Origin of the sequence: Sphingopyxis fribergensis (genome assembly GCF_000803645.1) — a bacterium.
In the GTDB taxonomy this organism is placed as follows: domain Bacteria; phylum Pseudomonadota; class Alphaproteobacteria; order Sphingomonadales; family Sphingomonadaceae; genus Sphingopyxis; species Sphingopyxis fribergensis.
This window is the reverse complement of record NZ_CP009122.1, coordinates 994,356-1,018,874: the sequence shown is the minus strand read 5'-3', so window position 1 is coordinate 1,018,874 and position 24,519 is coordinate 994,356. Positions and strand designations below refer to the sequence as shown.

Here is a 24,519-nt window from a genome sequence, read left to right as displayed (position 1 = left end):
ATTTCTCTTGTGAGAAATTAAGCCCATAATTGACAAGGGGTTTGGGTTGAGGTCTGTATGCCTGCGGTGTCGAACCGGGGCCGAAAACCGGGATAACGGAGTTGCCGATGTTGCGCTTATGCTCGCCGCTCGCTTTGTTTCTTGCCGCTTTCGCAGCGGCGCCCGCCGCCGCGCAGGACCTGTCGAAATACACGCCGGAAGCGCTGGAGAACGAAATCGCCACGCTCGCCGATTCGCGCATCGCGGTGATGGTGCCGATGCGCCACGGCGTTCGCCTGTCGACGAACATCTACACCCCGAAGAACCCCAAGGGCCGCCTGCCGGTGATCCTGTGGAAGACGCCCTATAATGAGCACAAGCTGCGCGGACCGACGCAGCGTTACGCGATCGAGGCGGTACGGCGCGGCTATGTCTTCATCGTCCAGAACGAACGCGGCCGTTATTTCTCCGAGGGTAAGTATGAGATCCTCGGCAAGCCGCAGACCGACGGTTACGACACGCTGAGCTGGATCGCGGCGCAGGGCTGGTCGAACGGCAAGATCGGCACGCTCGGCTGCTCCTCCTCGGCCGAATGGCAGCTTGCGCTCGCCGCGCAGAACCATCCCGCGCACGCCGCGATGGTGCCGATGGCGGCGGGCGCCGGGATCGGCAAGGTCGGCCGTTTCCAGGAACAGGGCAATTGGTACACCGGCGGCGTGCCGCGCAGCCTGTTCTTCGTCTGGCTCTATGGCGTCGACAATCCGGTCCGCGCCCAGCTTCCCGCCGACATTGACGAAGCGACGCGCGCCCGCGCCACGCTCAACAACGATCTCGCCGCGACCAAGCCCAAGGTCGATTGGAACAAGCACATCAAGCACCTGCCGGTCGACACCCTGCTGTCGAGCCTGGGCGAACCGCGGCAAACCTTCGACACACTGATCGCCCGCACGCCTGCCGACCCGGCGTGGCGCGAGGGCGGGCTCTATCATGACGACATGGGGTGGGGCGTGCCCGCGCTTTGGTTCAACAGCTGGTACGACGTCTCGATCGGCCCGAACCTCGAGCTGTTCAACCATGCCCGCGCGAGCACCACCGATGCCGAGGCTGCCGCGAACCAATATGCGGTGATCGCGCCCGTCACTCACTGCGGCTATGCGCGCCTCGGCAAGGACACGGTCGTTGGCGAGCGTTCGATGGGCGACACGAGTTTCGATGTCGATGGTGCGATCTTCGGCTGGTTCGATCGCTGGCTGAAGGCTAATAAAAAGGCCTTCCCCGACTCGACGCCGCACGTCCGCTATTTCGCGATGGGCGCGAACCAGTGGCGCAGCAATGAGAGCTGGCCGCCTAAAGGCACCAAGCCGCTGCGCCTCTATCTCGACAGCGGCGGCAATGCGAACAGCCTCAACGGCGATGGCCGCCTGGTCGCCAAGGCGCCCGGCGCCGATACCCCCGATCGTTTCCGTTACGATCCGATGAACCCGGTGCCGACGGTGGGCGGCGGCGACTGCTGCAACGGCGGCATCGTGATCCCGGGCGCGTTCGACCAGCGCAGGGTCGAGATTCGCGACGATGTCCTCGTCTATTCGACCGAGCCGCTGACCGAAGCGATCGAGGTGAGCGGTTTCGTCGATGCGCTGCTCAATGTGTCGTCGAGCGCGCCCGATACCGATTTTGCGTTGAAGCTGGTCGATGTCGCGCCCGACGGCACCGCATGGATCATCGGCGATACGATCTTTCGCGCGCGTTATCGCGAGGGGTTCGGCAAGCCGGCGATGATGCGTCCGGGCGAGGTCTATCCGATCAAGCCCTCGCCGATCGCGACGAGCATCCGCTTCGGCGTCGGCCACCGGATCCGCATCGAGGTCACCTCGTCGAACTTCCCCAAATTCGTGCGCAATCTCAACACCGGCGGGCCGAACGAGCGCGAGAGCAAGGGCGTCGTCGCGACGAACGTCGTCCACCACGCGCCGGGCCGCCTTTCCTATGTCGAACTGCCCGTGGTGCGCTGACCGTCGGGAATAGTCCTCCTGTTCGAAGGAAATGATTGACGATATCCAATTGGGACAATATCGTCCTGATTGGAAAATTTAATATGGGGGGACGAAGATGCTATTTTCTCGACGGCAGGCGATTTGCGCCGCGGGCGCGGCGATCGCCGCCCCCCTCGCCGCTCCCTATATCGCGCGGGCGCAAATCCAGATCAGCCCATTCACGAACCGCGCCTATTCGAAGCGCGCGATCGAGCTGGTCCAGCGCGCGGTCGTCGTCGACATGCTCGCGCCGATCAAGATCGACTTCGACCCCAGCTATTACACCAAGGCGCTGAGCGAGAAAGAAACCGCGGATTTTCGAGCCAGCGGCATCAATGCCATCCATCATGCGGTGGGCATCGGCGGCCCGACGGCGAAGGAACAGGCGCTCAGCTTCTTTGCGATCTGGGGCAATTTCGTCGCGCGCAACAGCCATGTCTTCACCGGCGTCGACAAGTTCGCCGACATCCTGCGCGCCAAGCAGGACGGCAAGGTCGCGGTGATCATGGGTTTGCAGAACGCCGACCATTTCCTGCGCCCGGCCGACGTCAAGACCTTCTATGGCATCGGGCAACGCTGCGCCCAGCTCACCTATAATTCGCAGAATCGCATCGGGTCGGGATCGACCGACCGCGTCGACGGCGGCGTCAGCGATTTCGGGGTCGAGATCATCAAGGCGATGAACGAGGTCGGCATGCTCGTCGACGTCTCGCACAGCGGCGACCGCACGACGCTCGACGCCATCGAGATTTCGCCAAAGCCGATCGCGATCACGCACAGCAATTGCCGCGCGCTGATCGATCACCCGCGCGTCAAGACCGACGAGGCAATCAAGGCGCTCGCCGCCAAGGGCGGGGTGATGGGCATCACCGGGGTGCGTAATTTCGTGAGCAAGACCGATCCGACGACGATCGTGAATTATGTCGACCATATCGACCATGTCGTGAAGCTGGTCGGGATTGACCATGTCGGCATCGGCACCGATTCCGACCTCTATGGCTATGACGACACCTCGCCCGAAATGAACAAGATGCTGCGCGGCGCCTATAAGGACAGCTACGCCTTTCGCGAAAAGATCGACATCGACGGTTTCGATCACCCGCTCAAGATGTTCGATCTGACCGACGAACTTCTCCGCCGCAAATATTCCGATGCGAATATCCTCGCGGTCCTCGGCGGCAATTTCCAGCGGCTGCTCACCGCAACCTGGGGCGGTTGATGAACGCCATGACCGACCGCATCGCCGGGGTGCTCGTGCTGCCGCAGCCCTATGTGCTGTTCCTGGGCGACACGACGGTTCCGGGTTTTGCCAAGACCGCCTTCGGGCTGAGGGACTGGGCGGCCGACAAATGCGTTGGCGAGTTGCGGCTGCCCGGCGCCACGGTCACCACCGGGCTGGAAGCGTTGACCGCCGCCGAAGCGCATGCCCGCGGTGCGCGGGCGCTGGTGATCGGCGTCGCCAACCTCGGCGGCGTGATCCCCGCGAACTGGCGCGCGTCGCTGGTCGAGGCGCTGGAGGCGGGGCTCGACCTGATCGCGGGCATGCACATGCGCCTCGCCGACATCCCCGAACTCGCCGAAGCCGCACACCGACTCGGCCGCCAGCTGATCGACGTGCGCGTGCCGCCGCCGCAGATCCCGGTCGGCACCGGGCGCAAGCGCAGCGGCAAGCGGCTACTCACCGTCGGCACCGACTGCGCGCTCGGCAAGAAATATACCGCGCTGGCGCTGGCCCGCGCCTTCGAACGGCGCGGCATCGACAGTGATTTCCGCGCGAGCGGCCAGACCGGCATCATGATCGCCGGCGGCGGCATCGCGATGGACGCGGTCGTCTCAGATTTCGAAGCGGGCGCCGCCGAGCTTCTGTCGCCCGACGCGGCCCCGGGCCATTGGGATATCATCGAAGGTCAGGGCGCCCTGACCCACCCCGCCTATGCCGCGGTATCGCTGGGGCTGCTCCATGGCAGCCAACCCGATGTCTTCGTCGTTTGCCACGAGCCCGGCCGCACCGAGATGCTCGGCACCGCAGGCTATAAGCTGACCAGCGTCGAGGAGATCGTCGAGCTCACCCTGTTGCTCGGCCGGCGGACCAATCCCGCGATCCGTTGCGGGGGCTTTGCGTTCAACACGTCGGCGCTGGGCGAGGCGGCCGCCACCGAGCTGATGGCGCGCGAGAGCGCCCGCCTCGGCCTGCCCGTCGCCGATCCCGTGCGCGGCGGCCCCGCGTTCGACGTGCTCGTCGACAGCTGCCTCGCATGACCACCCGACTTCCCTGATTTTCGGAGACTTGCCATGACCCGCTTTCCGGCCCTGCGCCGCACTGCATTCGCCGCCGCGCTGCTCGGCTCGATCGCCCTGCCCTCCGCCGCGATGGCGCAGGCCGCTGCGGAAACTGCTTATAGCATCCCGCAGGACCGGATCGGCGGGCTTGCCGATTTCGTCGACGGCGTGATGGCGCAGCAGATCGCGACGCGCGAAGTCGCGGGCGCGGTCGTCACCGTCGTGTATCGCGACAAGGTGCTTTTTTCGCGCGGCTACGGCTTTGCCGATATCGACAAGGGCATCGCGGTCGACGGACAACAGACTTTGTTCCGGCCAGGGTCCGTATCGAAGATGTTCACCTGGAGCGCGCTGCTGCAACAGGTCGAGCTGGGCCGCGTCGACCTCGACGCCGACGTAAACAAATATCTCGATTTCAAGATTCCCGCGTTCGAGGGCCAGCGGATCCGCGTGCGCGACCTGATGGCGCATGCGCCGGGGATGAGCGACGTCGGCGGGCTGACCGCACCGACGCCCGACAAGATCACGCCCTATGTCGAATGGATGAAGACGCATATTCCGGTACGCCATTGGCGCGCGGGGACCGAGACCTCCTATTCGAATTATGGTTCGGTGCTCGCCGGCTATATCGTCGAGCGTGTGTCGGGCGAGGCTTTCCCCGATTATGTCGAAAAGCATATCTTCACTCCGCTGGGCATGACTTCCACGACCTTTCGCGAACCCCTGCCCGCCGCGCTCGCGCCGCGCATGGCGTCGGGCTATCAGGTCAAGGACGGGCGGCTGGTCGCCGAGCCGTTCGAACTGTTCAGCCCGGTGATGCCCGCCGGATCGGGAACGAGCAGCGGACCGGACATGGCGCGTTTCATGATGGCGATGATGAACGGCGGCGCGCTGGGCAAGGCGCGCATCCTGAAACCCGCGTCGGTCAAACTGCTGATGACTGACTCGGTCGCCAACGCCCCCGGCCTGCCCGGCATGGCGCACGGCTTCTTCGTCGTTCGCGAAAAAGGCCCGCGCATGGTCGGGCATGGCGGCAACACCGGCGATTTCCATTCGAACATGATCCTGGCGCCCGAGGCGGGGCTAGGCTTCTTCGTTTCCGAAACCGGCGGCCAGGGCAGCTACGGCGGACGCACCGAATTGACCGAGGCACTGATCGGCCGGCTGTTCCCCGTCACGCCAGCCCCGCGCGTGGCCGCCCCGGCGGGCGAGATACTGCCGCTCGGCGCCTATCGCGTGAACCGGCGCGACTATACGCGCACCCCCAATCCCGAACGCGACCTGAAGGTCACCGCAGCAGGCCCGAACGCCGTCACCGTCACCAACGACGGCAAGACCACCTATTGGGAACGCGTCGGCCCGATGCGGTTCGAACAGGCCACCGGCGCCCGCGCCGGCGGTCCCTATGAGCAATTGCTTTTCCATGGCGCCGAGGGGCGCTGGCGCCTGTCCTTCACGTCGCAACCGCATGTTCTCTATCATTTCGTCCAGCCCTGAGGAGAAGCCATCATGAAGCTGTTGATCGCACTCGCGCTCTCCTGCGCGCCCGTCGCCGCCCTTGCGCAGACCGTCGCGGCCGATACGCCCGGCCAGCTCGCCAGCGGCGTGCAATATGTCCAGCCCAAGGACTGGACCGCATCGAAGCAAGGCCCCGCGCTGATCTTCACCTCGCCCGAGGGTGACCTGCGCATCGTCGTCGCCGAGATCGGCGGCGCTGCCGATGCCGCGGACGCCGCCGCGAAAGCCTGGGCCATCGTCCGGCCAGGCGCCGTGCCGGCCCAGCGCACGAGCACGGCCGCGCCGCCCGCCGACGGCTGGGACGAGCGCGTGAGCTTCGCCTATGAAACGCTGCCGACCGAGCGCGCCGCACGTTCGGCGAGCGCGCTGCGCAAGGGCACCGCATGGACGGTGCTGATCGTCGATGGCGCGGCGGGCACCGCCGCCAAGCGGTCCGCCGCAATGTCGGTGGTTTCGCAGGGCCTCCGTCCGGCGGGCTTCCAGAAGGAAAGCTTCGCCGGCAAGACCGCGCACGAGCTCACCCCCGAGCGCATCAAGCTGCTGACCGACTTTGTCGAACAGAGCCGTCAGGAGCTTGAGGTTCCCGGCGTCGGCTTCGCGCTGATCGATGACGGCAAGATATTGTGGCAGGGCGGCTTCGGCGTCCGCGCGCTCGGCTCGCCCGAAAAGGTTGACGAGCACACCAAATTCATGATCGCCTCGAACACAAAGGGGATGACGACGCTGCTCCTCTCGACGCTCGCGGACGAAGGCAAGCTGCGCTGGGACGAAAAGGTCGTCGACCTCTATCCCGAATTCCGCCTCGGCAATGACGAGGTCACCAGCTCGGTGCTCGTCAAGCATCTGATCTGCGCCTGCACCGGCCTGCCGCGCAAGGATTTCGGCTTCATCCTCGCCGACAAGGGGCAGCCCGCCGCCGACACGTTCACGCAGCTTGCCGCCACCATGCCGACCAGCAAGTTCGGCGACCTGTTCCAGTATAACAACCAGCTCGCCTCGGCGGCCGGTTACGTCGGCGGGCATATCCTCTATCCGAAGATGGAGTTCGGCGCCGCTTATGACCGCGCGATGGAAGAGAAGGTCTTCGGTCCGCTCGGCATGAAGGACAGCACGTTCGATTATGCCGAAGGCATGGCGGGCAATTGGGCGGCGCCGCACGGCCTCGACATCGACGGCAAGGTGACGCTGATGTCAAACGACTTCAACTGGTCGCCCTATCCCTATCGCCCGGCAGGCGCGGCCTTTTCCACCACCGCCGACATGGTGCGCTACGTCCAGCTCGAGCTTGGCAAGGGCATGCTCGACGGCAAGCGCGTCGTGAGCGAGGCCAATTTGCTCGCGCGGCGCGAAAAGGGCGTGCAGGTCGGCCCCGACAGCTGGTACGGCATGGGGCTGTTCCAGCGCGACGCCTCTGGCGTGCAGGTCGTCACGCATGGCGGCACTTTGGTCGGTTATCACAGCAACTGGTTTGCTCTGCCCGAATCGGGCGTCGGCATGGTGATCCTCGTCAACAGCGATCCGGGCGCGTCGATGCTGGCGCCGACGCTCCGCCGCCTGCTCGAAATCCTCTATGACGGCCAGCCCGAAGCCGCGCGCGACGTCACCGCGGCCGCCACGCGGATCAAGGCGCAGGCCATAGCGAAGCGCGAACGGCTGACCTATCCGGGCGACGCCGCGGTGCTGGCGGACCTGGCCGGCCATTATCGCGATCCGACGGTGGGCCAGATCACGATCAGCGAGAAGAACGGCCAGAAATGGATCAAGGCCGGCTTCGTCGAGGGGCCGCTCGCCACCCGCAAGAACGCCGATGGCAGCGTCTCGATCGTCTCGGTCGGCCCCGGCAGCATCGGTGTCGATGCGCTCGTTGGGACGAAGGACGGCAAGCGAACGCTCGCCATCAATGACGGCCAGCAGACGCAATATCTGTACGTCGAGGACTGACAATCAGGGAGATTTCCGCATGACCCGGCCGTTCGCGCTTGCCTTTGCCTCGTTGCTACTGGTCGGCGCGGCCGCGCCGCCGCCCGCCGCCTATGACATCGTCATTCGCGGCGGCCGCGTGCTCGACGGCGCGGGTAATCCGTGGGTCACCGCCGACGTCGCGATCAAGGACGGTCGCATCGCGCGCGTCGGCGTCATCGAGGGCAAGGGACGCCAAGAAATCGACGCAAGCGGGCGCTATGTCGCGCCGGGTTTCATCGACATGCTCGACCAGTCGGGGCGCGTGCTGCCACGCGACGGATCGGCGGCGAACAAGCTGCGCATGGGCGTCACCACATTGATAGCCGGCGAAGGCGGGACGGCGGTGCCCGCAAGCGAACTCGCCGGTTATTTCAGCACGCTCGAAACGCAGGGCATCGCGGTCAATTTCGGCACCTATTATGGCGCGATCCAGGCGCGCGTGAAGGTGATGGGCGACAGCGCGGGGGCGCCGAGCGAAGCGCAGCTCAGCGCGATGGAGGATGAGGTACGCACCGCGATGAAAGCGGGCGCCTTCGGCATTTCGTCGGCGCTCATCTATTCGCCTGCGAGCTTCCAGGCGACGGCCGATCTGGCGCGGCTGGCGGCGATCCCCGGCAAGTGCGGCGGCTTCTATGCCACCCACATGCGCGACGAGAGCGACAAATTGCTCGCCGCGATCGACGAGGCGGTCGCGATCGGCGAACGCAGCGGCGCCAAGGTCGAGATTTTCCACATCAAGGCCGCCTATGCCCCGCTGTGGGGCAAGCTAATGCCGCAGGCGATTGCGCGGATCGAGGCGGCGCGGACGCGCGGCGTCGATATCGGCGCGAACATCTATCCCTATCGCGCCGGCGGCACCGGGCTCGACGTGACCGTGCCGACACATGTCTTCGCCAAAGGCCGCGAAGCCGCGCATGCGGCGCTGCGCGACCCCGCGGTGCGCGAACAGCTCAAGAAGGAGCTCGCCGCCGGACCGCAGGCCGACTGGTCGAACCTCGTCCATGCCTCGGGCGGGTGGAAGAATGTCGTCCTCGCCAACGGACAGGTCGAACAATATAAGCGCTTCAACGGACAGAATTTCGCCGACATAGGCAAGGCGCTCGGCAAGGATCCCGCTGACGCCGCGTGGGACATCTGGCTCGCCGCCCTGCCCGCGCGCGCATCGGCGCTCTATTTCATGATGGACGACAAGGACATCGACCTTGCGATGAAACAGCCGTGGGTAAGCATCGGCACCGACGCCTCGGCAGCCGACAGCACCGTCGACCCCGCCGTCGCGGGGCGGCCGCATCCGCGCTCCTATGGCACCTTTCCACGTATTATCGCCGAATATGTCCAGGCACGCCCGGTGCTGACGCTGCCCGACGCGATCCGCAAAATGACCGGCTGGCCCGCACAGCGGCTGGGCCTCGCCGATCGCGGGCTGCTGCGCGCCGGCATGCGCGCCGACATCGTCGTGTTCGACCTGGCGGCCATCAAGGATCATGCGACGTTCGAAGCGCCGACGGCGGCCCCCGCCGGAATTGACGAGGTGATCGTCAATGGCGTCGTCGCTCTTGCCAAGGGGCAGCCGACCGGATCACGGAGCGGAACCGTGCTGCGTCACACATGTCCGGCGGTCTGACGTGTCCGCGCGGTAATTTGGGCAATGCCGCTTTTCGGATAGGGGGGCGCAGCGACAAATCTTTGAGACCTTGCGGAGCCTGTTAGCCGTGCCGATCGAAATTGATCCCTTTTACGCCATCGCCATCAGTCGCCTCGCCCATCGGATGCGCGCGGAGGGGCGCTCGGTAATTCACATGGAGTTCGGCCAGCCTTCCACCGGCGCTCCGGCCGCTGCGATCAAGGCCGCGCACGAGATTCTCGATGCCGACGGCATGGGCTATTGGGAAAGTCCTGCGCTCAAGGCGCGTATCGCGGCCCATTATGGCGGAGCCTATGGCGTCTCCGTCAATCCGGAGCAGGTCATCCTCACGTGCGGCGCCTCGCCGGCCTTCGTCCTTGCCCTCTCATGCCTGTTTTCCCCCGGAGCCAAGGTCGCTCTCGCGCGGCCCGGCTATGTCGCCTATCGCAACACCCTCAAGGCGCTTCATCTCGTGCCGGTCGAGCTCGCCTGCGGCGAAGCCGAACGGTTTCAGATCACGGCCGAAGCCGTCGCGCGTCTGGAGCCCGCGCCCGATGGGCTGATCGTCGCGAGCCCCGCCAACCCGACCGGCACCATCATCCCGCCGGATGAGCTGCGGGCCCTCGCGGAGGTTTGTCAGCGCCGCGGCATCGCCCTTGTCTCGGACGAAATATACCACGGGCTCAGCTACACGCTTCCTGCGGAATCCATGCTCCAGCACGCGCCGGGTGCGCTGGTCGTCAACAGCTTCTCCAAATATTTCAGCATGGCGGGCTGGCGCTTGGGATGGCTCGTCGTGCCGGAGACGTTGATCGACGCCGCCCGCGCCCGGATGGGCAATCTGTTTCTGACGCCGCCCTCGCTCGCGCAGCACGCCGGCCTGATCGCGTTTGACTGCCGCGATGAACTCGAAGGCCATATCCAGACCTATGCGCGCAATCGCGAACTGCTGCTCGGCGCACTCCCGGCGACGGGCCTGCGGCGGATCGCGCCCCCCGATGGCGCTTTCTATATCTATGCGGATGTCGGCCATATCACGAATGACAGCCTCTCCTTCTGCGAGGACTTGCTGCGCGATACCGGCGTGGCCGTGGCTCCCGGTCTGGATTTCGATCCCGTCGACGGCCATGGTTTCATACGCTTCAGCTTTGCCGTTTCCACTGATCTGGTCGAAGAGGCGATCCGCCGCATCGAACCTTGGCTCAGGGCCAAAGCGGCCATCGCCGTGGGCGCCCGGATCGAATAAGGATGTTGCCGAACCGGCATCGAGCGAGCACCGTCTGCCTGATCGATTGAGGAGCACAGCCATGGACCGCATCGAAACCGAAGCATCGGGCGGCTGCCAGTGCGGCGCGGTGCGCTATCATGTCACCGCGGTGCTCGACACGTCGCATATCTGCCATTGCCGCATGTGCCAGAAGGCGGCGGGCAATTTCTTCATCGCCCTGATCGGCGTGCCTCGCGATGCGATCACCTGGACGCGCGGGGAGCCTGCGACCTTCAACAGCTCGGACAAGGCGGCGCGCGGTTTCTGCCGCGACTGCGGGACGCCGCTTCTCTACGACTATTTCGAGAGCAAGCATATCAACCTGACGACCGGATCGTTCGACGATCCGTCGGCGTTCCCGCCGCAAGTCCAGTTCGGGCTCGAAGGCCAGCTGTCGCTTTTCGAGGATTTGCCGATCAAGGCCGAGGGCACGACCGAAGAAACAATGGCCGCCTATGTCGGTGCAATCAGGGCGAGCAACCATCAGCATCCCGACCATGATACGGCGCGGTGGCCCGAGTGAAGCGGCGTCCCTAATTTTCGCTGGCGCGCGGCCCTCCATCTGTTAGCCCTGTTGCCGGGCAGGGGAGCGCTTGACTATGGCGACGCAATCGATCGAAAGCCGCGCTGGCGGAAAGCGGGTGACGTGGGTCGTCGTCCTGATCGCGCTGTCGGTCCTCCTCAACTATGTGGACCGCGGGGCGATCGGCGTCGCAGCGCCGCTGATGAAGGAAGAGCTGGGGCTGTCGGCAACGGGCTTCGGCCTCGCGGTATCGGCCTTTTTCTGGGTCTATGCCCCCGCCTGCCTGTTCGTCGGCTGGCTCTGCGATCGCTTTTGCGTTTATCGCGTCTTCGCGCTCGGGGTTGCGATCTGGGCGATAAGCACGGCGCTCACCGGTTTCGCGGGCGGTCTGGTGTCGCTGATCATTTTGCGGCTGTTCCTTGGGCTCGGCGAAAGTATCGCCTTTCCCGGCAGCACCAAGATTTTCGCCGCCGAAGTCCCCGCCGAACGACGCGGGATCGCCAATGCCGCGGTGGCGGCCGCAATCGCTTTCGGCCCGGCGGTGGGCGTGCTTGCGGGCGGCGCGATCCTCGGCGAATGGGGGTGGCGACCGGTTTTCTGGATTTTTGGCGCCGTGACGCTGCTGTGGCTTATTCCCTGGCAGTTCGCCGCAGCGTCGATGCGGGCCCGCGCGCACGCCGTCCCGGCGAGCGAGAGGGTTTCGATCCGACAACTGCTCCGCGTGCCGGCGTTGTGGAAGATGAGCGTCGTCCATTTCCTGTCGAACTATGGCTTTTATTTCCTGCTCGCCTGGCTGCCGCTCTACCTCGTCAACACGCGCGGCTATTCGATCGGGGAAATGACCGCGCTGACGACGTTGAGTTTCATGACGCAGGGCGTCGTCGCGCTCGCCGGCGGCTGGCTGTCCGACCGGATGGTCGCCAGGGGCGCGAATGAAGGCGAGGTTCGTCGCTGGCTGATGGTTGCGGGACAACTCGCCATCGGCACCGCGACCGCCGGCATCGCGGTCGCCGACGGTTACGCGATGCTGGCGGTGTGGCTGGCGCTGGCGGGCTTCGGCGCCGGGCTGATCGCGACGAATATCTTCGCCGTCGGCCAGATTTTCGCGGGGCCGCGGGCGGCGGGCAGCTGGATGGGCGTGCAGAACGCGCTCGGCAATATTTCGGGCATCGTCGGCCCGATCGTGACCGGCCTGATCGTCGATTATCTGGGCGGCTATGGTTATGCCTTTGCCACGGCGGCGGCGCTGTCGATGCTGGGCGCCTTGCTGTGGTGGAGGATGATTCCCGAAATCCGCACGCTCGACCTTTAGGCGGCTCGTTCGAGGTCGAGCAGGAACGCCTTCGCCTCGAGCCCGCCGGCAAAGCCGGTCAGCTTGCCGTTCGATCCGACGACGCGGTGGCACGGCGCGATGATCGAGATGGGATTGCGGCCGTTGGCGGCGCCGACTGCGCGTGAGGCGCCCGGGTTGCCGAGTTGGTCGGCGATCTCGCCATAGCTGCGCGTCTCGCCGAACGGGATGGCGAGCAAGGCGGCCCACACGCGCTTCTGGAAATCGGTCCCCGCAAAAGACAGCGGCACGTCGAAGCTACGGCGCTCACCAGCAAAATATTCACCCAATTGCCGCTCGGTTTCGACCAGCACCGGATGATCCGGCTTTTCACTCATGGTGCCAAGCCGGACCCGGTCGGGCTTATCATTCTCCCACAGGATCGCGGCGAGGCCCCGGTCGTTGGCAACGAGGGTCAATTCGCCGACCGGCGACCAGATGGTTTTCGAAAAATAGGTCACGGGATTGGTCCTTTGGATGTCATTCGCTGTCGCACTTTGATGCTGAAATTCATATGGCGGAGGCCGCGCCGCCGTGCGTCCCGAATCTTGCGCCCAACGTCGATGGAAAGACTGTCATGACCCCAACCGCCACCATCCTGCTCCTTGGTTCGGGCGAGCTCGGCCGCGAATTCGTGATTTCGGCGAAGCGGCTGGGGTGCCGCGTGATCGCCTGCGACAGCTATGAAGGCGCGCCCGCGATGCAGGTCGCCGACGCGTTCGAAGTCTTTTCGATGCTCGACGGCGACGCGCTGCGCGCGACGATCGAGAAATATCGGCCCAACCATATCGTGCCCGAGGTCGAGGCGATCCGCACCGAGATCCTCGCCCAAGTCGAAGCCGAGGGATTCCACGTCGTCCCGTCGGCGCGCGCGGCGCAGTTGACGATGAACCGCGACGCGATCCGCGATCTCGCCGCGAGCGAATTGGGTCTCAAAACCTCGACCTTCGAATATGCAACGAGCCGCGAGGAACTGGTAGCGGCGGCCGAGCGCATCGGATTTCCACTCGTCGTCAAGCCCGTCATGTCGTCGTCGGGCAAGGGCCAGAGCACGGTCAAGGACGCAGCTGGTATCGATGCTGCGTGGGACTATGCCGCCGCGGGGATGCGCGGCGACCGGCTGCGCGTGATCGCCGAGGCGTTCATCGACTTCGATTATGAGATCACGCTGCTCACCGTCCGCCACAAGGATGGCGTCAGCTTCTGTCCGCCGATCGGCCATCGGCAGGAACGCGGCGACTATCGCGAAAGCTGGCAGCCCGCTGCGATGTCGGATGCGGCGCTCGCGGCGGCGCAAGCAATGGCGACGAAGGTCGTCGATGCCCTCGGCGGCCACGGCATTTTCGGGGTCGAATATTTCGTGAAGGGCGACGAGGTGATCTTCTCCGAACTCTCGCCGCGCCCGCACGACACCGGGATGGTCACTTTAATCTCGCAATCGCTGTCCGAATTCGACCTGCACGCGCGCGCGATCCTTGGCCTGCCGATCCCCGCGATCGCGGTTCCGGATGCGAGCGCGAGTGCCGTGCTGCTCGCCGACCGCGATGCGCAGGATTTTGCGATCACCGGGCTCGCCGACGCGCTCGCGGCGCCCGACGCCGCAACGTCGGTCGATGCCCGCATTTTCAGCAAGCCGGTCACGCGGCCCTATCGCCGCATGGGAGTCGCGCTGGCGCGCGTCGCGGGCGGGACGACGGACGATGCCCGCGCGGCCGCGGTTGCAGCGGCAGGCAAACTGGCCATCGATTATCGCTAGGAAAGCTGGAATGCCGGTTTCGACCGTTTGCGGACATAGAAAACATGGGTAGAATCCTCAGCCATGAAAACAGTGAAGAAACGACGCCCTTTCCTCTTGGGGATGTTGGCCGGTGCCTCATTGGCGATTGCCAGCGCTGGTGTCGCCACATTGTTTTCTGAAAAACCGGCAACCCAATATCTTAGAGTGATCGATGATAACTTCGATTATATCCTAGGTCCGAGCCACGCGCCGGAGGACGGCCCTCTGAGCCCGCGACTGATCAGAAATTGTAAGATTGAGAAGTTCGTGACGGACTCCGCGCAACCAGATTATACGGGGTCATCATTTGTAAAAATTGACGGAATGCCAAAAGCCAATTTGAATTGTTTGATTGGGGAAGCGCGGGCTAATTCATTGTCTTTCGCTATCATGGACGGCATCGATACGACGCCAGCCGATTGCATCGACGGATGGCCGACGCGCTTCCAAAAGGAGGCGTCCGGGGGATTCGAGTTATGTCGTGGACAGAAAAATCCAAATCCAATTTTCATGCCTACGCCAACACCAACACCCAAGCATTAGTCCGCAATCCACCCCAAGGCCGACATGAACCTTGCGCCCATCATTCGTCTCCGCAAATATGAGGGGAAGAAAGAGGGAACAGCGCCCTAGGCCGCCCGCGTCGTCGCTGCTACATCCGCGCCATGTCCGAGAAGAATCATCTCTATCTGGTCGATGGCTCCAGTTACATCTTCCGCGCCTATCACCGCCTGCCGCCGCTGACGAACCCGAAGGGGGTGCCCGTCGGCGCGGTCTATGGCTACACGACGATGCTGTGGAAGCTCGCCAAGGATTTGCACGACGCCGACGGGCCGACGCATCTTGCGGTGATCCTCGATCATTCAAGCCAGTCGTTTCGCAACGAGATTTACGATCAATATAAGGCGAACCGGCCCGAACCGCCCGAAGACCTTCGCCCGCAATTTCCGCTGATCCGCGACGCGACGCGCGCCTTTTCGCTGCCCTGCATCGAGATGGAAGGCTTGGAGGCCGACGACCTGATCGCCTCCTATGCCGAGGCCGCGGTGCGCGAGGGCTGGGACGTTACGATCGTGTCGAGCGACAAGGATCTGATGCAGCTGATACGCGAGCCCAGCGAAGGTCCGCATGTCGACATGCTCGACACGATGAAAAATGTGCGGCTCGGGCTGGAAGCCGTGAACGAGAAATTCGGCGTGACGCCCGATCTGGTCGGCGACGTGCTCGCGCTGATGGGCGACAGCGTCGATAATGTGCCGGGCGTGCGCGGCGTCGGGCCGAAGACCGCGACCAAGCTGATCCAGGAATATGGCAATCTGACCGCCGCGCTCGACGGCGCCGAGGGCATGAAGGCGTCGAAGCTGCGCGACAATCTGATCGAGCATCGCGGCATGGCCGAACTGTCGCGCATCCTCGTCGACCTGAAACGCGACTGCCCCCTCCCCGACGCGCTCGACGACCTGAAGCTCGGCGCAATCCCGCCGCTTCCGCTCAAGACCTTCCTCGACGAACATGGCTTCCGTTCGCTCTCGGCCAAGCTCGACCTCGGCGCGACGCCGGGCGGCCCGCCGACCTTTCCGCGCGCGAACGCCTCGCTAACGGCCGCGTCCGCGGGGCCGGCGACTCCGACGCTGCCCGCGATGCCGCCCATCGACCGGGCGGCCTATGAATGCGTCACCACGGTCGAGGCGCTCGACCGCTGGATCGCCGAAGCGCGCGCCGCGCATGTCGTCGGGATCGACACCGAAACCGCGAGCCTCGACAGCGTCACCGGCCGCCTGGTCGGGGTGAGCATGGCGACCGCACCGGGCCGCGCCTGCTATATCCCGCTCGGCCACGGCGGCACCGACATGTTCGCCGAAAAGCCCGAACAGATCGCGATGGACGTCGCGATCGGGCGCCTGCACGCATTGCTCGCCGACGATGCGGTGCTGAAGGTCGGGCATAATCTCAAATATGACATCGGCGTGCTCGCGCAGCATGGCGTTACCGTCGCGCCCTATGACGATACGCTGGTGATGAGCTTCGCGCTCGACGCGGGCAAGCATCAGCACGGGCTCGACGAGCTGGCGAAGCTCCACCTCGATCACATCTGCCTGACCTTCAAGGAAATGTGCGGGACGGGCAAATCGCAGATCAGCTTTGCCGAAGTGCAGCTCGACCGTGCGACCGAATATGCCGCCGAGGACGCCGACGTCGCGCTGCGCCTGTGGAAACTCCTCAAGCTCCGTCTGCCGATCGAGGGCGGGACGCGCATCTATGAAATGGTCGACCGCCCGCTCGCCTCGATCGTCGAGGGTATGGAGCGCGCCGGCATCATGGTCGACCGCGAATATCTGGCGAAGCTGTCGGGCGAGTTCGCGACCGAGATGCTGCGTATCGAAGGCGAAATCCACGGTCTCGCCGGCCAGCCCTTCGCGATCGGCAGCCCGAAGCAGCTTGGTGAAATCCTGTTTGACAAGCTGGGCCTGAAAGGCGGGCGCAAGGGCAAGTCGGGCGACTGGTCGACCGACCTCAGCGAACTCGAACGCCTCGAACGCGACGGCGTGCCAATTGCGCGCAAGATACTGGAATGGCGCCAGCTCGCGAAGCTGAAGTCGACCTATACCGACGCGCTGCAGCAACAGATCAACGCGACGACCGGGCGTGTGCACACCAGCTACAGCCTCGTCGGCGCGCAGACCGGGCGCCTGTCGTCGACCGATCCGAACCTTCAGAACATCCCGATTCGGACCGAGACCGGGCGCCAGATCCGCGACGCCTTCATCGCCGCGCCGGGCCATGTGCTGATCGCCGCCGATTATAGCCAGATCGAGCTTCGGCTCGCAGCGCATATGGCTGACGTGCCCGAACTCAAACAGGCCTTCGCTAAGGGCGAGGACATTCACGCCGCGACCGCGATCGAATTGTTCGGCGAGGTCAACCGCGACACGCGCGGCAAGGCCAAGACGGTCAATTTCTCGATCCTCTATGGCATTTCGCGATGGGGCCTCGCGGGCCGGCTCGAAGTCACGCCCGACGAGGCGCAGGCGCTGATCTCCCGCTATTTCGAACGCTTTCCCGGCATTTCGGACTATATCACCGACACGCTCGAAAGCGTGCGTGCCAAGGGCTATACGGAGACCTTATTCGGCCGGAAAACCTGGTTCCCGCGCATCAAGGCGGCGAACCAGAATGAACGCGCGGGCAGCGAGCGCGCCGCGATCAACGCCCCGATCCAGGGCACCAGCGCCGACCTGATCAAACGCGCGATGGCGCGCATGCCGAAAGCCCTCGCCGACGCGGGCCTCTCCGACGTCCGCATGCTGCTCCAGGTCCACGACGAACTGGTGTTCGAGGCGCCCGAGGACAAGGCCGAAGCCGCGGGCGCGGTAATCCGCGCGGTGATGTCGGGCGCCGCCGAACCCGCACTCACGCTGTCGGTCCCGCTCGAGGTCGAGGTCGGCATCGGCAAGAGCTGGGGCGAAGCGCATTGATCGCCGCGCTGCTGTTCGTCGCGGCGCTCGCCGCCGATCCCGTTGTCGCGGCTCCCGCTACGGCGGCCAGCGCGGCGTCGCCGGTCGCCGACACCGATCTGCGCGAATTCGCCGCGATCGCCGGGCGCAAGGTCGTTGGCCGCGCGGTTGGCGGCCCCTATGCTACCGCCGACAAGGTGCTGCTGATCGCCCGCGATGAAAAGGGCTTTCCCGTGATCGCCGCGAGCATCGGCTTTCCCTCGCGCCAGTCGCTGCCGCCGCCGCCGCCGGCCACGCTCGCGGTCGTGCGGCTGCACCAGCGGTCCGAAACGATCGTCCCCGGCCCGACCCCCGACGACCTCGCCTTTGTCGCCGCCAACAAGCTGCCTTTGTTTGTGATCGGCGAATGGGCCCGCCCCGCGCCGATGTGGGAGGTGGCATGGGTCGACGACGCGGTACGTTATCGCGCGGTCGGCGATGTTGGTGAAATCGGTCCCTGGCAGGACTGACCGCCGCGTTCGCGCGCCGCACCGACCGCCCCGCCCTTTCGCGACCGCGACTTTATCTCTATGACCCCATGATGACATCTGGCCGGCACTTTTGTGACAGCCGGCAATAAAGGGTCCTCATGAGCAAGTTCGAACCCGTCGCCAAAGCGCCGGTCCGCATTCAGCAGAATATTCTTGCGCGCAGCGAACGCCGTCTTCTCAACTGGTTATGCGCGCGCCTTCCCGGCTGGGTGACTCCCGACCAACTCACCACGCTCGGCTTCGTCGGCGCGGTGCTGGTCGCGGCGGGATATCTGCTCAGCTGGTTCGACAGCGAATGGCTCGGCCTGTCGCTCGTCGGTTATATCATCAACTGGTTCGGAGATTCGCTCGACGGCAGCCTGGCGCGCTGGCGCGGGATCGAACGGCCCAATTACGGCTATTTCGTCGATCATAGCGTCGATGCGCTCGCGACATTGCTGATGATCAGCGCGATCGGGATGAGCCCCTATATGCGGCTCGACGTCGCGCTGATGGCGGTGATCGGTTATTTCCTGCTGTCGATCCACACCTTTATCGCGGCCAAGGTCGTCGGCGAATTTCGCTTGTCCTATATGGCGGGCGGGCCGACCGAGTTGCGCCTGATGCTGATGGCGATGACCGCACTGATGCCGATTGTCGGCGGCCGCGATATTCACGGGACCAATTTCTCGCCCTTCGACCTGTTCGCGCTGGTCGTCTCCAGCGTCCTCGTGACTTTGTTCATCGTCCAGACGTCGGCGACCGCGCGGATGCTGCGTCGCCGCGGCGGCTAGGGTTATCGGAGAGGCGGCACCGGCCAGTGCCGCTATCCTTCGACGTCAGGGCCGCACCCGCGCCTGCGGATAGGTGCCGAGCAGCCGCAGCGACTTGGTCTGAAAATCCAGCTCCTCAAGCGCGCGATCGATACGTTCATCGCCGGGGGCGCCGACGATATCGGCGTAAAATTGCGTTGCCGCAAAGCTGCCCCCGGTCTGATAGCTTTCGAGCTTCGTCATGTTGACGCCGTTGGTCGCAAAGCCGCCCAGCGCCTTGTAGAGCGCGGCGGGGATATTCTTCACCTCGAACATGAAGGTCGTCATCACCGGCCCTTCGATCGCCGAAAAATCGGGCAGCGGTTCGCGCGCGAGGATGACGAAGCGCGTCATATTATGGTCGGCGTCTTCCATCCCGGTGCCGTGCAGCGTCAGGCCATAGAGTTCGGCCGCATGCGGCGGCGCGAGCGCGGCGAGGCCGACCTCGTCGCTGTCGGCGACCCAAGCCGCAGCGCCCGCGGTATCGCTGTGCGCGACGGGCGCGATATTATTGGCGCGCAGCCAGTGACGGCATTGGCCCAGCGCCTGCTCGTGGCTCATCGCGCGCGTCACCGGGCCGAGGTCGCGGCTCATCAAGCCGTAACGGATCGGCAGGAAATGCTCGCCGACGATCGACAGGCCGGATTCGGGGAGCAGGAAATGGATGTCGGCGACGCGGCCGTGCAGGCTGTTTTCAATGGGGATGATCGCGCGGTCGACGCGGCCGTCGCGCACGGCATCGATCGCGTCCTGAAACGCGTAGCAGGGCATCGGCAGCGAATTGGGGTCATATTCGCGCGCGGCGAGGTCGCTGTTCGCGCCGGGCGCACCCTGAAACGCCAACCCGCGCGCGGGTTCCGCGAGCGCCGCGCTACGCATTTCGTCGACCAGATGCTGTGCCGAAGCCGAATAACTGCCCATGATTGCCTTCCCAAGCTGGAGCCGCGGCGCATAGCCGCACCGCCTGACCTGCGCAACCGACGCGCGCGCCGTTCCCTTCCGCGATTTCATCCCCTTGCGCCGCCGTCGCCGCGCCAGTAAGGGAGCGACCAAATCAAATATGCGCCCGGCAAGCGGGCGCCCGTAAACGGGGCTGCTAGAGCATGGACAATCGCAACAATACTATTGCCGGCTGGGCACTGTTTGCCGGCATTTGCGCGCTGGGCCTGACCATCGGGTCGCAGATGTTGTTTGCCAGCCACAACCCCGAAAAGCCCGGTTATCCGATCGAAGACGCCGAAGCCGGCGCCGGTGGCGGCGAATCGGCCGTGCCGCTCCCCAACCTGCTTGCCGCCGCCGATGTGGCGAAGGGCGAAGCGGTGTTCGCGAAATGCGCGGCATGCCACACGATCAACTCGGGCGGCGCCAACGGCATCGGTCCCAATCTGTTCGGCACGCTCGGCGAGGAAATCGGCCACGGCAAGCATGGCTTCGCCTTCTCGGCGGCGCTGTCGGGCATGGGCGGCAGCTGGGATTTTGAAAAGATGAACGCGTGGCTGACCAGCCCGCGGAAGTTCGCGCCAGGCACGAAAATGTCGTTCGCGGGCCTGTCGAGCCCCGAAGACCGCGCGAACCTGATCGTTTATTTGAACGCCCAGGGCTCGAACCTGCCGCTGCCCGCCGCCGAAGCTGCCGCGGCACCGGCCGAAGGCGCTGCGCCTGCCGCCGAGGGCGCTGCGCCTGCCGCCGAAGGTGCTGCGCCTGCCGCCGAGGGCGCTGCCGCTCCCGCAGCCGACGCAGCGGCAGCAGCCCCCGCACCGGCCGAAGCCAAGAAATAATGCGGATCGCGCCCGTCCTGCTGGCGGGCGCGCTCGCGCTGGCTGGTTGCGGCAAGAACGACGAACAAGACAGCCCATCAGCTGCGCCGGTTACTCCCGACGTAGAAATGTCCGCCGTCGCCCCCACGGCAACAATGGGTGAGCAGGTCTTCAAACGCTGCGTCGCCTGCCACACGATCGACAAGGGCGGCGCGAACGGCATCGGCCCCAACCTTCACGGCATCGTCGGGCGACCGGTCGCGTCACACGCCAGTTTTTCCTATTCGGGCGCGATGAAGGCCAAGGGTGGCGTCTGGGACGCGGCCGCACTCGACACCTATCTGGAAGCGCCGATGAAGGCCCTGCCCGGCACGCGCATGGCGTTCGCGGGGGTCATCGATCCCTTGGATCGCAAGGCGCTGATCCTCTATCTGGAAGAGCAGTCGAAATAACTTCGTCGCCCCCGCGCAGGCGGGGGCCGCTGGAGACTCGATCCAGCGACGAGGAGGCGCATACCGACTGCGGCCCCCGCCTGCGCGGGGGCGACGGTCATTTCATTGCTGTTCGATGTTCGCGTAAAAATCCTGGATGATTGCCCACGCCTCGTCGGCGGTCTCGACGAATTGGAACAGGTCGAGATCGCGCGCGCTGACGACGCCCTCTTCGACCAGCGCCTCGAAATTGACGACGCGGTGCCAGAACTCCTTGCCGAACAGCACAATCGGGATCGGCTTGATTTTGCCGGTCTGGATCAGCGTCAGCAGCTCGAACATCTCGTCGAACGTGCCGAATCCGCCCGGGAAGACGCAGACGGCGCGCGCGCGGAGCAGGAAATGCATCTTGCGCAGCGCGAAATAGTGGAACTGGAAGCTCAGCGACGGCGTCACGAAGCGGTTCGGCGCCTGCTCGTGCGGCAGCACGATGTTGAGGCCGATCGATTCGCGGCCCTCGTCGTCGGCGCCGCGGTTCGCCGCTTCCATGATCGACGGCCCGCCGCCCGAACAGACGACGAAATGGCGGCAGCCCTTGTCGTCGCACGGATATTGACTCGCAAGCCGTGCGAGCGCGCGCGCCTCGTCATAATATTTCGCCTTCGCCTTCAGACGGCGGGCGATGTTGCGCTGCGCGTCGTCGGTCGCCGCGGCTTCCAGCGCGTCGGCCTGCGACGGTTCGGGAATGCGCGCTGAGCCGTAGACGACCAGCGTCGATTCAATGCCCGCCTCGTCGAGCATCAATTCGGGCTTGAGCAGCTCGAGCTGGAAGCGCACGGGGCGCAAATCCTCGCGCAGCAGGAAATCATTGTCCTGGAACGCCAGCTTGTAGGCGGGATGTGCCGTCTGCGGGGTGGTGGTCGCCTGCTTGGCGAAATGCGCGTCGTCCTTGGCTTTGTGGAAACGCGAGCGATGGGGTTGTTTATCTTCGGCCATTGGCGGACGGCTAGACGCTTCGCGTGACTTTGCCAAGACAGGGGACCGCTTACCCGTCCCTCTTCGTCACCCCGGACTTGATCCGGGGTCCATTCTTCCGAGCGCCTATGAATACCGGGTCAAGCCCGGCATGACGAAGAAATCAACGGCAGTAGCCGTTGCCGCTCATGTCGAAGTGGAAATGATTATAGTGCGCCGCGTTGTAATCGGGACCGAGCACGGTGCCGAAGCGGCGGCAGCCCGATTTGTGCAGCGCGCGCAGGAATTCCTGCGACGATTTATCGCCGGTCCAACCGCCGTCGAGCATGACGCGGCGCCCGTCGGCGAGCAAGAAGCCTGATACGTCGATGGCATTCGAAAAGGCGTGCTGCGACATCCGCCCCGACCGGCCGCCATAGATGTTGCGGCAGCTATAGGTTCCGAAGGTCTCGATCTTGACGACCTCCTGCCCGAGATATTTCCGCGCTGCGGGTTTCACCGCATATTGCACCCAAGCCGCGAAATTCTTTGCGAGCGGACAAGTCATCGAGCCGAGCCCCGACACGGGCGTGCCGATGTCGAGCAGCTTTACCGAATCGATCGAGGTGCAGCCGCCGCCATGATCCTGGTTCGGCAGCGGCGTGAAACGCACCCCCGCCTGTTTGAGGTCGAATGCGCACTGCTGCGCTTCGGCGGTGGTGAAGGAGGGGGTGCCGACGACCTGCGGGCGGCTCGGCTTGGTCGTCGTCGATTGTTTACCGCCGCCATTCTTCATCACGTCGGGGGCGCCGAAACAGGCGGACAGCGCCAGCGCCGCACTGGCGGCGATCAGGATCCGGGGTTTCAAGAACGTCGGGATCGGCATGGCGTCAAATTACCGACGAAATGGTTAACAAGCTGTATACCTTTTTCTCCACTCGTCGAAAATTTCGCGCGGTCCATGCAATTTGTTTGACAGTTGCGCGAGCCACCCTAAACGCGGCGCCGGGCCACGCGGTCCCAACGCCGCGCGAGCTCTCTGCAAGGAGAGACTATAATGAGTGAAGTGCCGACGCCTGAATTGCGCCCTGCGCGCCCCTATTTTTCTTCCGGACCCTGCGCCAAACCGCCGGTCTGGTCCCCCGAAAAACTAGCCACCGAATCGCTCGGCCGCTCGCATCGTGCGAAGATCGGCAAGACGCGTCTCGCTTATTGCATCGACCTGATGCGCGAGATGCTGCAACTGCCCGATACGCACCGCATCGGCATCGTTCCGGGCAGCGACACCGGCGCCTTTGAAATGGCGATGTGGACGATGCTTGGAGCCAAGCCGGTCACGACGCTCGCATGGGAGAGCTTTGGCGAGGGCTGGGTCACCGATGCCGCCGAGCAGCTCAAGCTCGACCCGACGGTCATCCGCGCCGATTACGGCCAGCTTCCCGACCTCAATCAGGTCGACTGGTCGAACGACGTGCTCTTCACCTGGAACGGCACCACCAGCGGCGTGCGCGTCCCGAACGGCGACTGGATCGCCGCCGATCGCGAAGGGCTGAGCTTTGCCGACGCGACCAGCGCCGTGTTCGCTTACGACCTGCCGTGGGACAAGATCGACGTCGCCACCTTCAGCTGGCAGAAAGTGCTCGGCGGCGAGGGCGGCCATGGCGTCCTGATCCTCGGCCCTCGCGCGGTCGAACGGCTCGAAACCTACGCCCCCGCCTGGCCGCTCCCCAAAGTGTTCCGCCTCGTGTCGAAGGGCGCGCTGACCGAAGGCGTGTTCAAGGGCGAGACGATCAACACCCCGTCGATGCTCGCGGTCGAGGATGCGATCTTCGCGCTCGAATGGGCGAAGTCCTTGGGCGGTCTCGACGGCCTCAAGGCGCGCAGCGATGCGAACGCCGCGGTGCTCGACAAGATCGTGTCGGAACGCGACTGGCTGAGCCATCTTGCTACCGATCCGGCGAGCCGGTCGAAGACGTCGGTCTGCCTGTCGGTTGCGGGCGCCGACGAGGGCTTCATCAAGAAGTTCGCCGGCCTGCTCGAAGCCGAAGGCGCGGCCTATGACATCGCGGGTTACCGCGACGCGCCCCCCGGCCTTCGCATCTGGTGCGGCGCGACTGTCGACACCGCCGACATCGAGGCGCTCGGCCCGTGGCTCGACTGGGCCTACGCCTCGCTCAAGAACTGACCTTATCGCCCTCTCCCCTTCAGGGGAGAGGGTTGGGAGAGGGGGACGATACCCCGCTCCATTCCTACATCAACATAGGGCCGGCGACAGGCATCCCCCTCTCCCCGGCCCTCTCCCCTGAAG

The 24,519-nt window shown here is 64.9% G+C and carries 21 protein-coding genes; 17 read left to right on the top strand and 4 right to left on the bottom strand.

The genetic code is table 11. The annotated features are described in order from the left end of the window. The first annotated feature begins 107 nt into the window (after positions 1–107). From SKP52_RS04735 to SKP52_RS04695, 9 genes are all read left to right on the top strand, one after another. Positions 108–1,991: a CocE/NonD family hydrolase gene (locus tag SKP52_RS04735; protein ID WP_039572322.1), complete on the top strand. Its 1,884-nt coding sequence runs from the start codon at positions 108–110 to the stop codon at positions 1,989–1,991. A gap of 97 nt (positions 1,992–2,088) precedes the next feature. Next, complete coding sequence (locus tag SKP52_RS04730) at positions 2,089–3,231, top strand: dipeptidase (protein ID WP_039572321.1); 1,143 nt, start codon at positions 2,089–2,091, stop codon at positions 3,229–3,231. Then, a complete protein-coding gene (locus SKP52_RS04725; protein WP_039572318.1) occupies positions 3,231–4,271 on the top strand; it encodes a DUF1611 domain-containing protein in 1,041 nt (346 codons plus the stop codon). Before SKP52_RS04730 ends, SKP52_RS04725 begins: the two co-directional genes overlap by 1 nt. Before the next feature lie 33 nt (positions 4,272–4,304). After that, positions 4,305–5,789, top strand: a complete 1,485-nt coding sequence (locus SKP52_RS04720; protein ID WP_052207820.1) for a serine hydrolase domain-containing protein — start codon at positions 4,305–4,307, stop codon at positions 5,787–5,789. 12 nt (positions 5,790–5,801) lie between these two features. Beyond that, on the top strand, positions 5,802–7,751 hold the full coding sequence (locus SKP52_RS04715; protein WP_039572315.1) for a serine hydrolase domain-containing protein: 1,950 nt from the start codon (positions 5,802–5,804) through the stop codon (positions 7,749–7,751). A gap of 19 nt (positions 7,752–7,770) precedes the next feature. Continuing rightward, positions 7,771–9,396: an N-acyl-D-amino-acid deacylase family protein gene (locus SKP52_RS04710; RefSeq protein WP_039572313.1), complete on the top strand. Its 1,626-nt coding sequence runs from the start codon at positions 7,771–7,773 to the stop codon at positions 9,394–9,396. Positions 9,397–9,541: 145 nt separating this feature from the next. Beyond that, positions 9,542–10,642 (top strand): aminotransferase class I/II-fold pyridoxal phosphate-dependent enzyme, encoded by a 1,101-nt coding sequence (locus SKP52_RS04705; RefSeq protein ID WP_052208858.1) that lies wholly within the window; start codon positions 9,542–9,544, stop codon positions 10,640–10,642. A 61-nt stretch (positions 10,643–10,703) separates the two neighbouring features. After that, the gene (locus SKP52_RS04700) at positions 10,704–11,186 is read left to right on the top strand and encodes a GFA family protein (protein WP_039572308.1); all 483 of its coding nucleotides are present in this window, start codon (positions 10,704–10,706) and stop codon (positions 11,184–11,186) included. A 76-nt stretch (positions 11,187–11,262) separates the two neighbouring features. Continuing rightward, positions 11,263–12,498: an MFS transporter gene (locus SKP52_RS04695; RefSeq protein ID WP_039572305.1), complete on the top strand. Its 1,236-nt coding sequence runs from the start codon at positions 11,263–11,265 to the stop codon at positions 12,496–12,498. Here the strand turns inward: SKP52_RS04695 and SKP52_RS04690 are convergent. Further along, positions 12,495–12,977, bottom strand: coding sequence for a methylated-DNA--[protein]-cysteine S-methyltransferase (locus SKP52_RS04690; RefSeq protein WP_039572302.1), 483 nt, complete (start codon positions 12,975–12,977; stop codon positions 12,495–12,497). The genes SKP52_RS04695 and SKP52_RS04690 overlap by 4 nt on opposite strands. Before the next feature lie 116 nt (positions 12,978–13,093). On the opposite strand from SKP52_RS04690, the gene purT reads away from it, so the two are divergent. From purT to SKP52_RS04670, 5 genes are all read left to right on the top strand, one after another. Further along, on the top strand, positions 13,094–14,272 hold the full coding sequence (gene purT / locus SKP52_RS04685; protein ID WP_039579797.1) for a formate-dependent phosphoribosylglycinamide formyltransferase: 1,179 nt from the start codon (positions 13,094–13,096) through the stop codon (positions 14,270–14,272). 63 nt (positions 14,273–14,335) lie between these two features. Next, positions 14,336–14,836: a hypothetical protein gene (locus SKP52_RS25950; RefSeq protein ID WP_148309026.1), complete on the top strand. Its 501-nt coding sequence runs from the start codon at positions 14,336–14,338 to the stop codon at positions 14,834–14,836. 122 nt (positions 14,837–14,958) lie between these two features. Further along, on the top strand, positions 14,959–17,769 hold the full coding sequence (gene polA, locus SKP52_RS04680) for a DNA polymerase I (protein ID WP_039572299.1): 2,811 nt from the start codon (positions 14,959–14,961) through the stop codon (positions 17,767–17,769). Beyond that, on the top strand, positions 17,766–18,257 hold the full coding sequence (locus SKP52_RS04675; protein ID WP_039572297.1) for a hypothetical protein: 492 nt from the start codon (positions 17,766–17,768) through the stop codon (positions 18,255–18,257). Before polA ends, SKP52_RS04675 begins: the two co-directional genes overlap by 4 nt. A 119-nt stretch (positions 18,258–18,376) precedes the next feature. Continuing rightward, positions 18,377–19,051, top strand: a complete 675-nt coding sequence (locus SKP52_RS04670; protein WP_039572294.1) for a CDP-alcohol phosphatidyltransferase family protein — start codon at positions 18,377–18,379, stop codon at positions 19,049–19,051. Positions 19,052–19,096: 45 nt separating this feature from the next. On the opposite strand, the gene SKP52_RS04665 is transcribed toward SKP52_RS04670, so the two are convergent. Continuing rightward, positions 19,097–19,990: a prephenate dehydratase gene (locus SKP52_RS04665; RefSeq protein WP_039579794.1), complete on the bottom strand. Its 894-nt coding sequence runs from the start codon at positions 19,988–19,990 to the stop codon at positions 19,097–19,099. A 182-nt stretch (positions 19,991–20,172) separates the two neighbouring features. On the opposite strand from SKP52_RS04665, the gene SKP52_RS04660 reads away from it, so the two are divergent. Both SKP52_RS04660 and SKP52_RS04655 read left to right on the top strand, forming a co-directional pair. Then, positions 20,173–20,847 (top strand): c-type cytochrome, encoded by a 675-nt coding sequence (locus tag SKP52_RS04660; protein WP_039572292.1) that lies wholly within the window; start codon positions 20,173–20,175, stop codon positions 20,845–20,847. Further along, positions 20,847–21,278: a c-type cytochrome gene (locus SKP52_RS04655; RefSeq protein WP_039572288.1), complete on the top strand. Its 432-nt coding sequence runs from the start codon at positions 20,847–20,849 to the stop codon at positions 21,276–21,278. The genes SKP52_RS04660 and SKP52_RS04655 overlap by 1 nt, the downstream gene beginning before the upstream one ends. Before the next feature lie 102 nt (positions 21,279–21,380). Here the strand turns inward: SKP52_RS04655 and SKP52_RS04650 are convergent, their stop codons facing one another. Continuing rightward, positions 21,381–22,253 (bottom strand): LOG family protein, encoded by an 873-nt coding sequence (locus SKP52_RS04650; protein ID WP_039572286.1) that lies wholly within the window; start codon positions 22,251–22,253, stop codon positions 21,381–21,383. Positions 22,254–22,395: 142 nt separating this feature from the next. Further along, complete coding sequence (locus tag SKP52_RS04645) at positions 22,396–23,097, bottom strand: extensin family protein (protein WP_052207818.1); 702 nt, start codon at positions 23,095–23,097, stop codon at positions 22,396–22,398. A 171-nt stretch (positions 23,098–23,268) separates the two neighbouring features. On the opposite strand from SKP52_RS04645, the gene SKP52_RS04640 reads away from it, so the two are divergent. Continuing rightward, the gene (locus SKP52_RS04640) at positions 23,269–24,396 is read left to right on the top strand and encodes a phosphoserine transaminase (protein WP_039572283.1); all 1,128 of its coding nucleotides are present in this window, start codon (positions 23,269–23,271) and stop codon (positions 24,394–24,396) included. Positions 24,397–24,519: the final 123 nt, after the last annotated feature.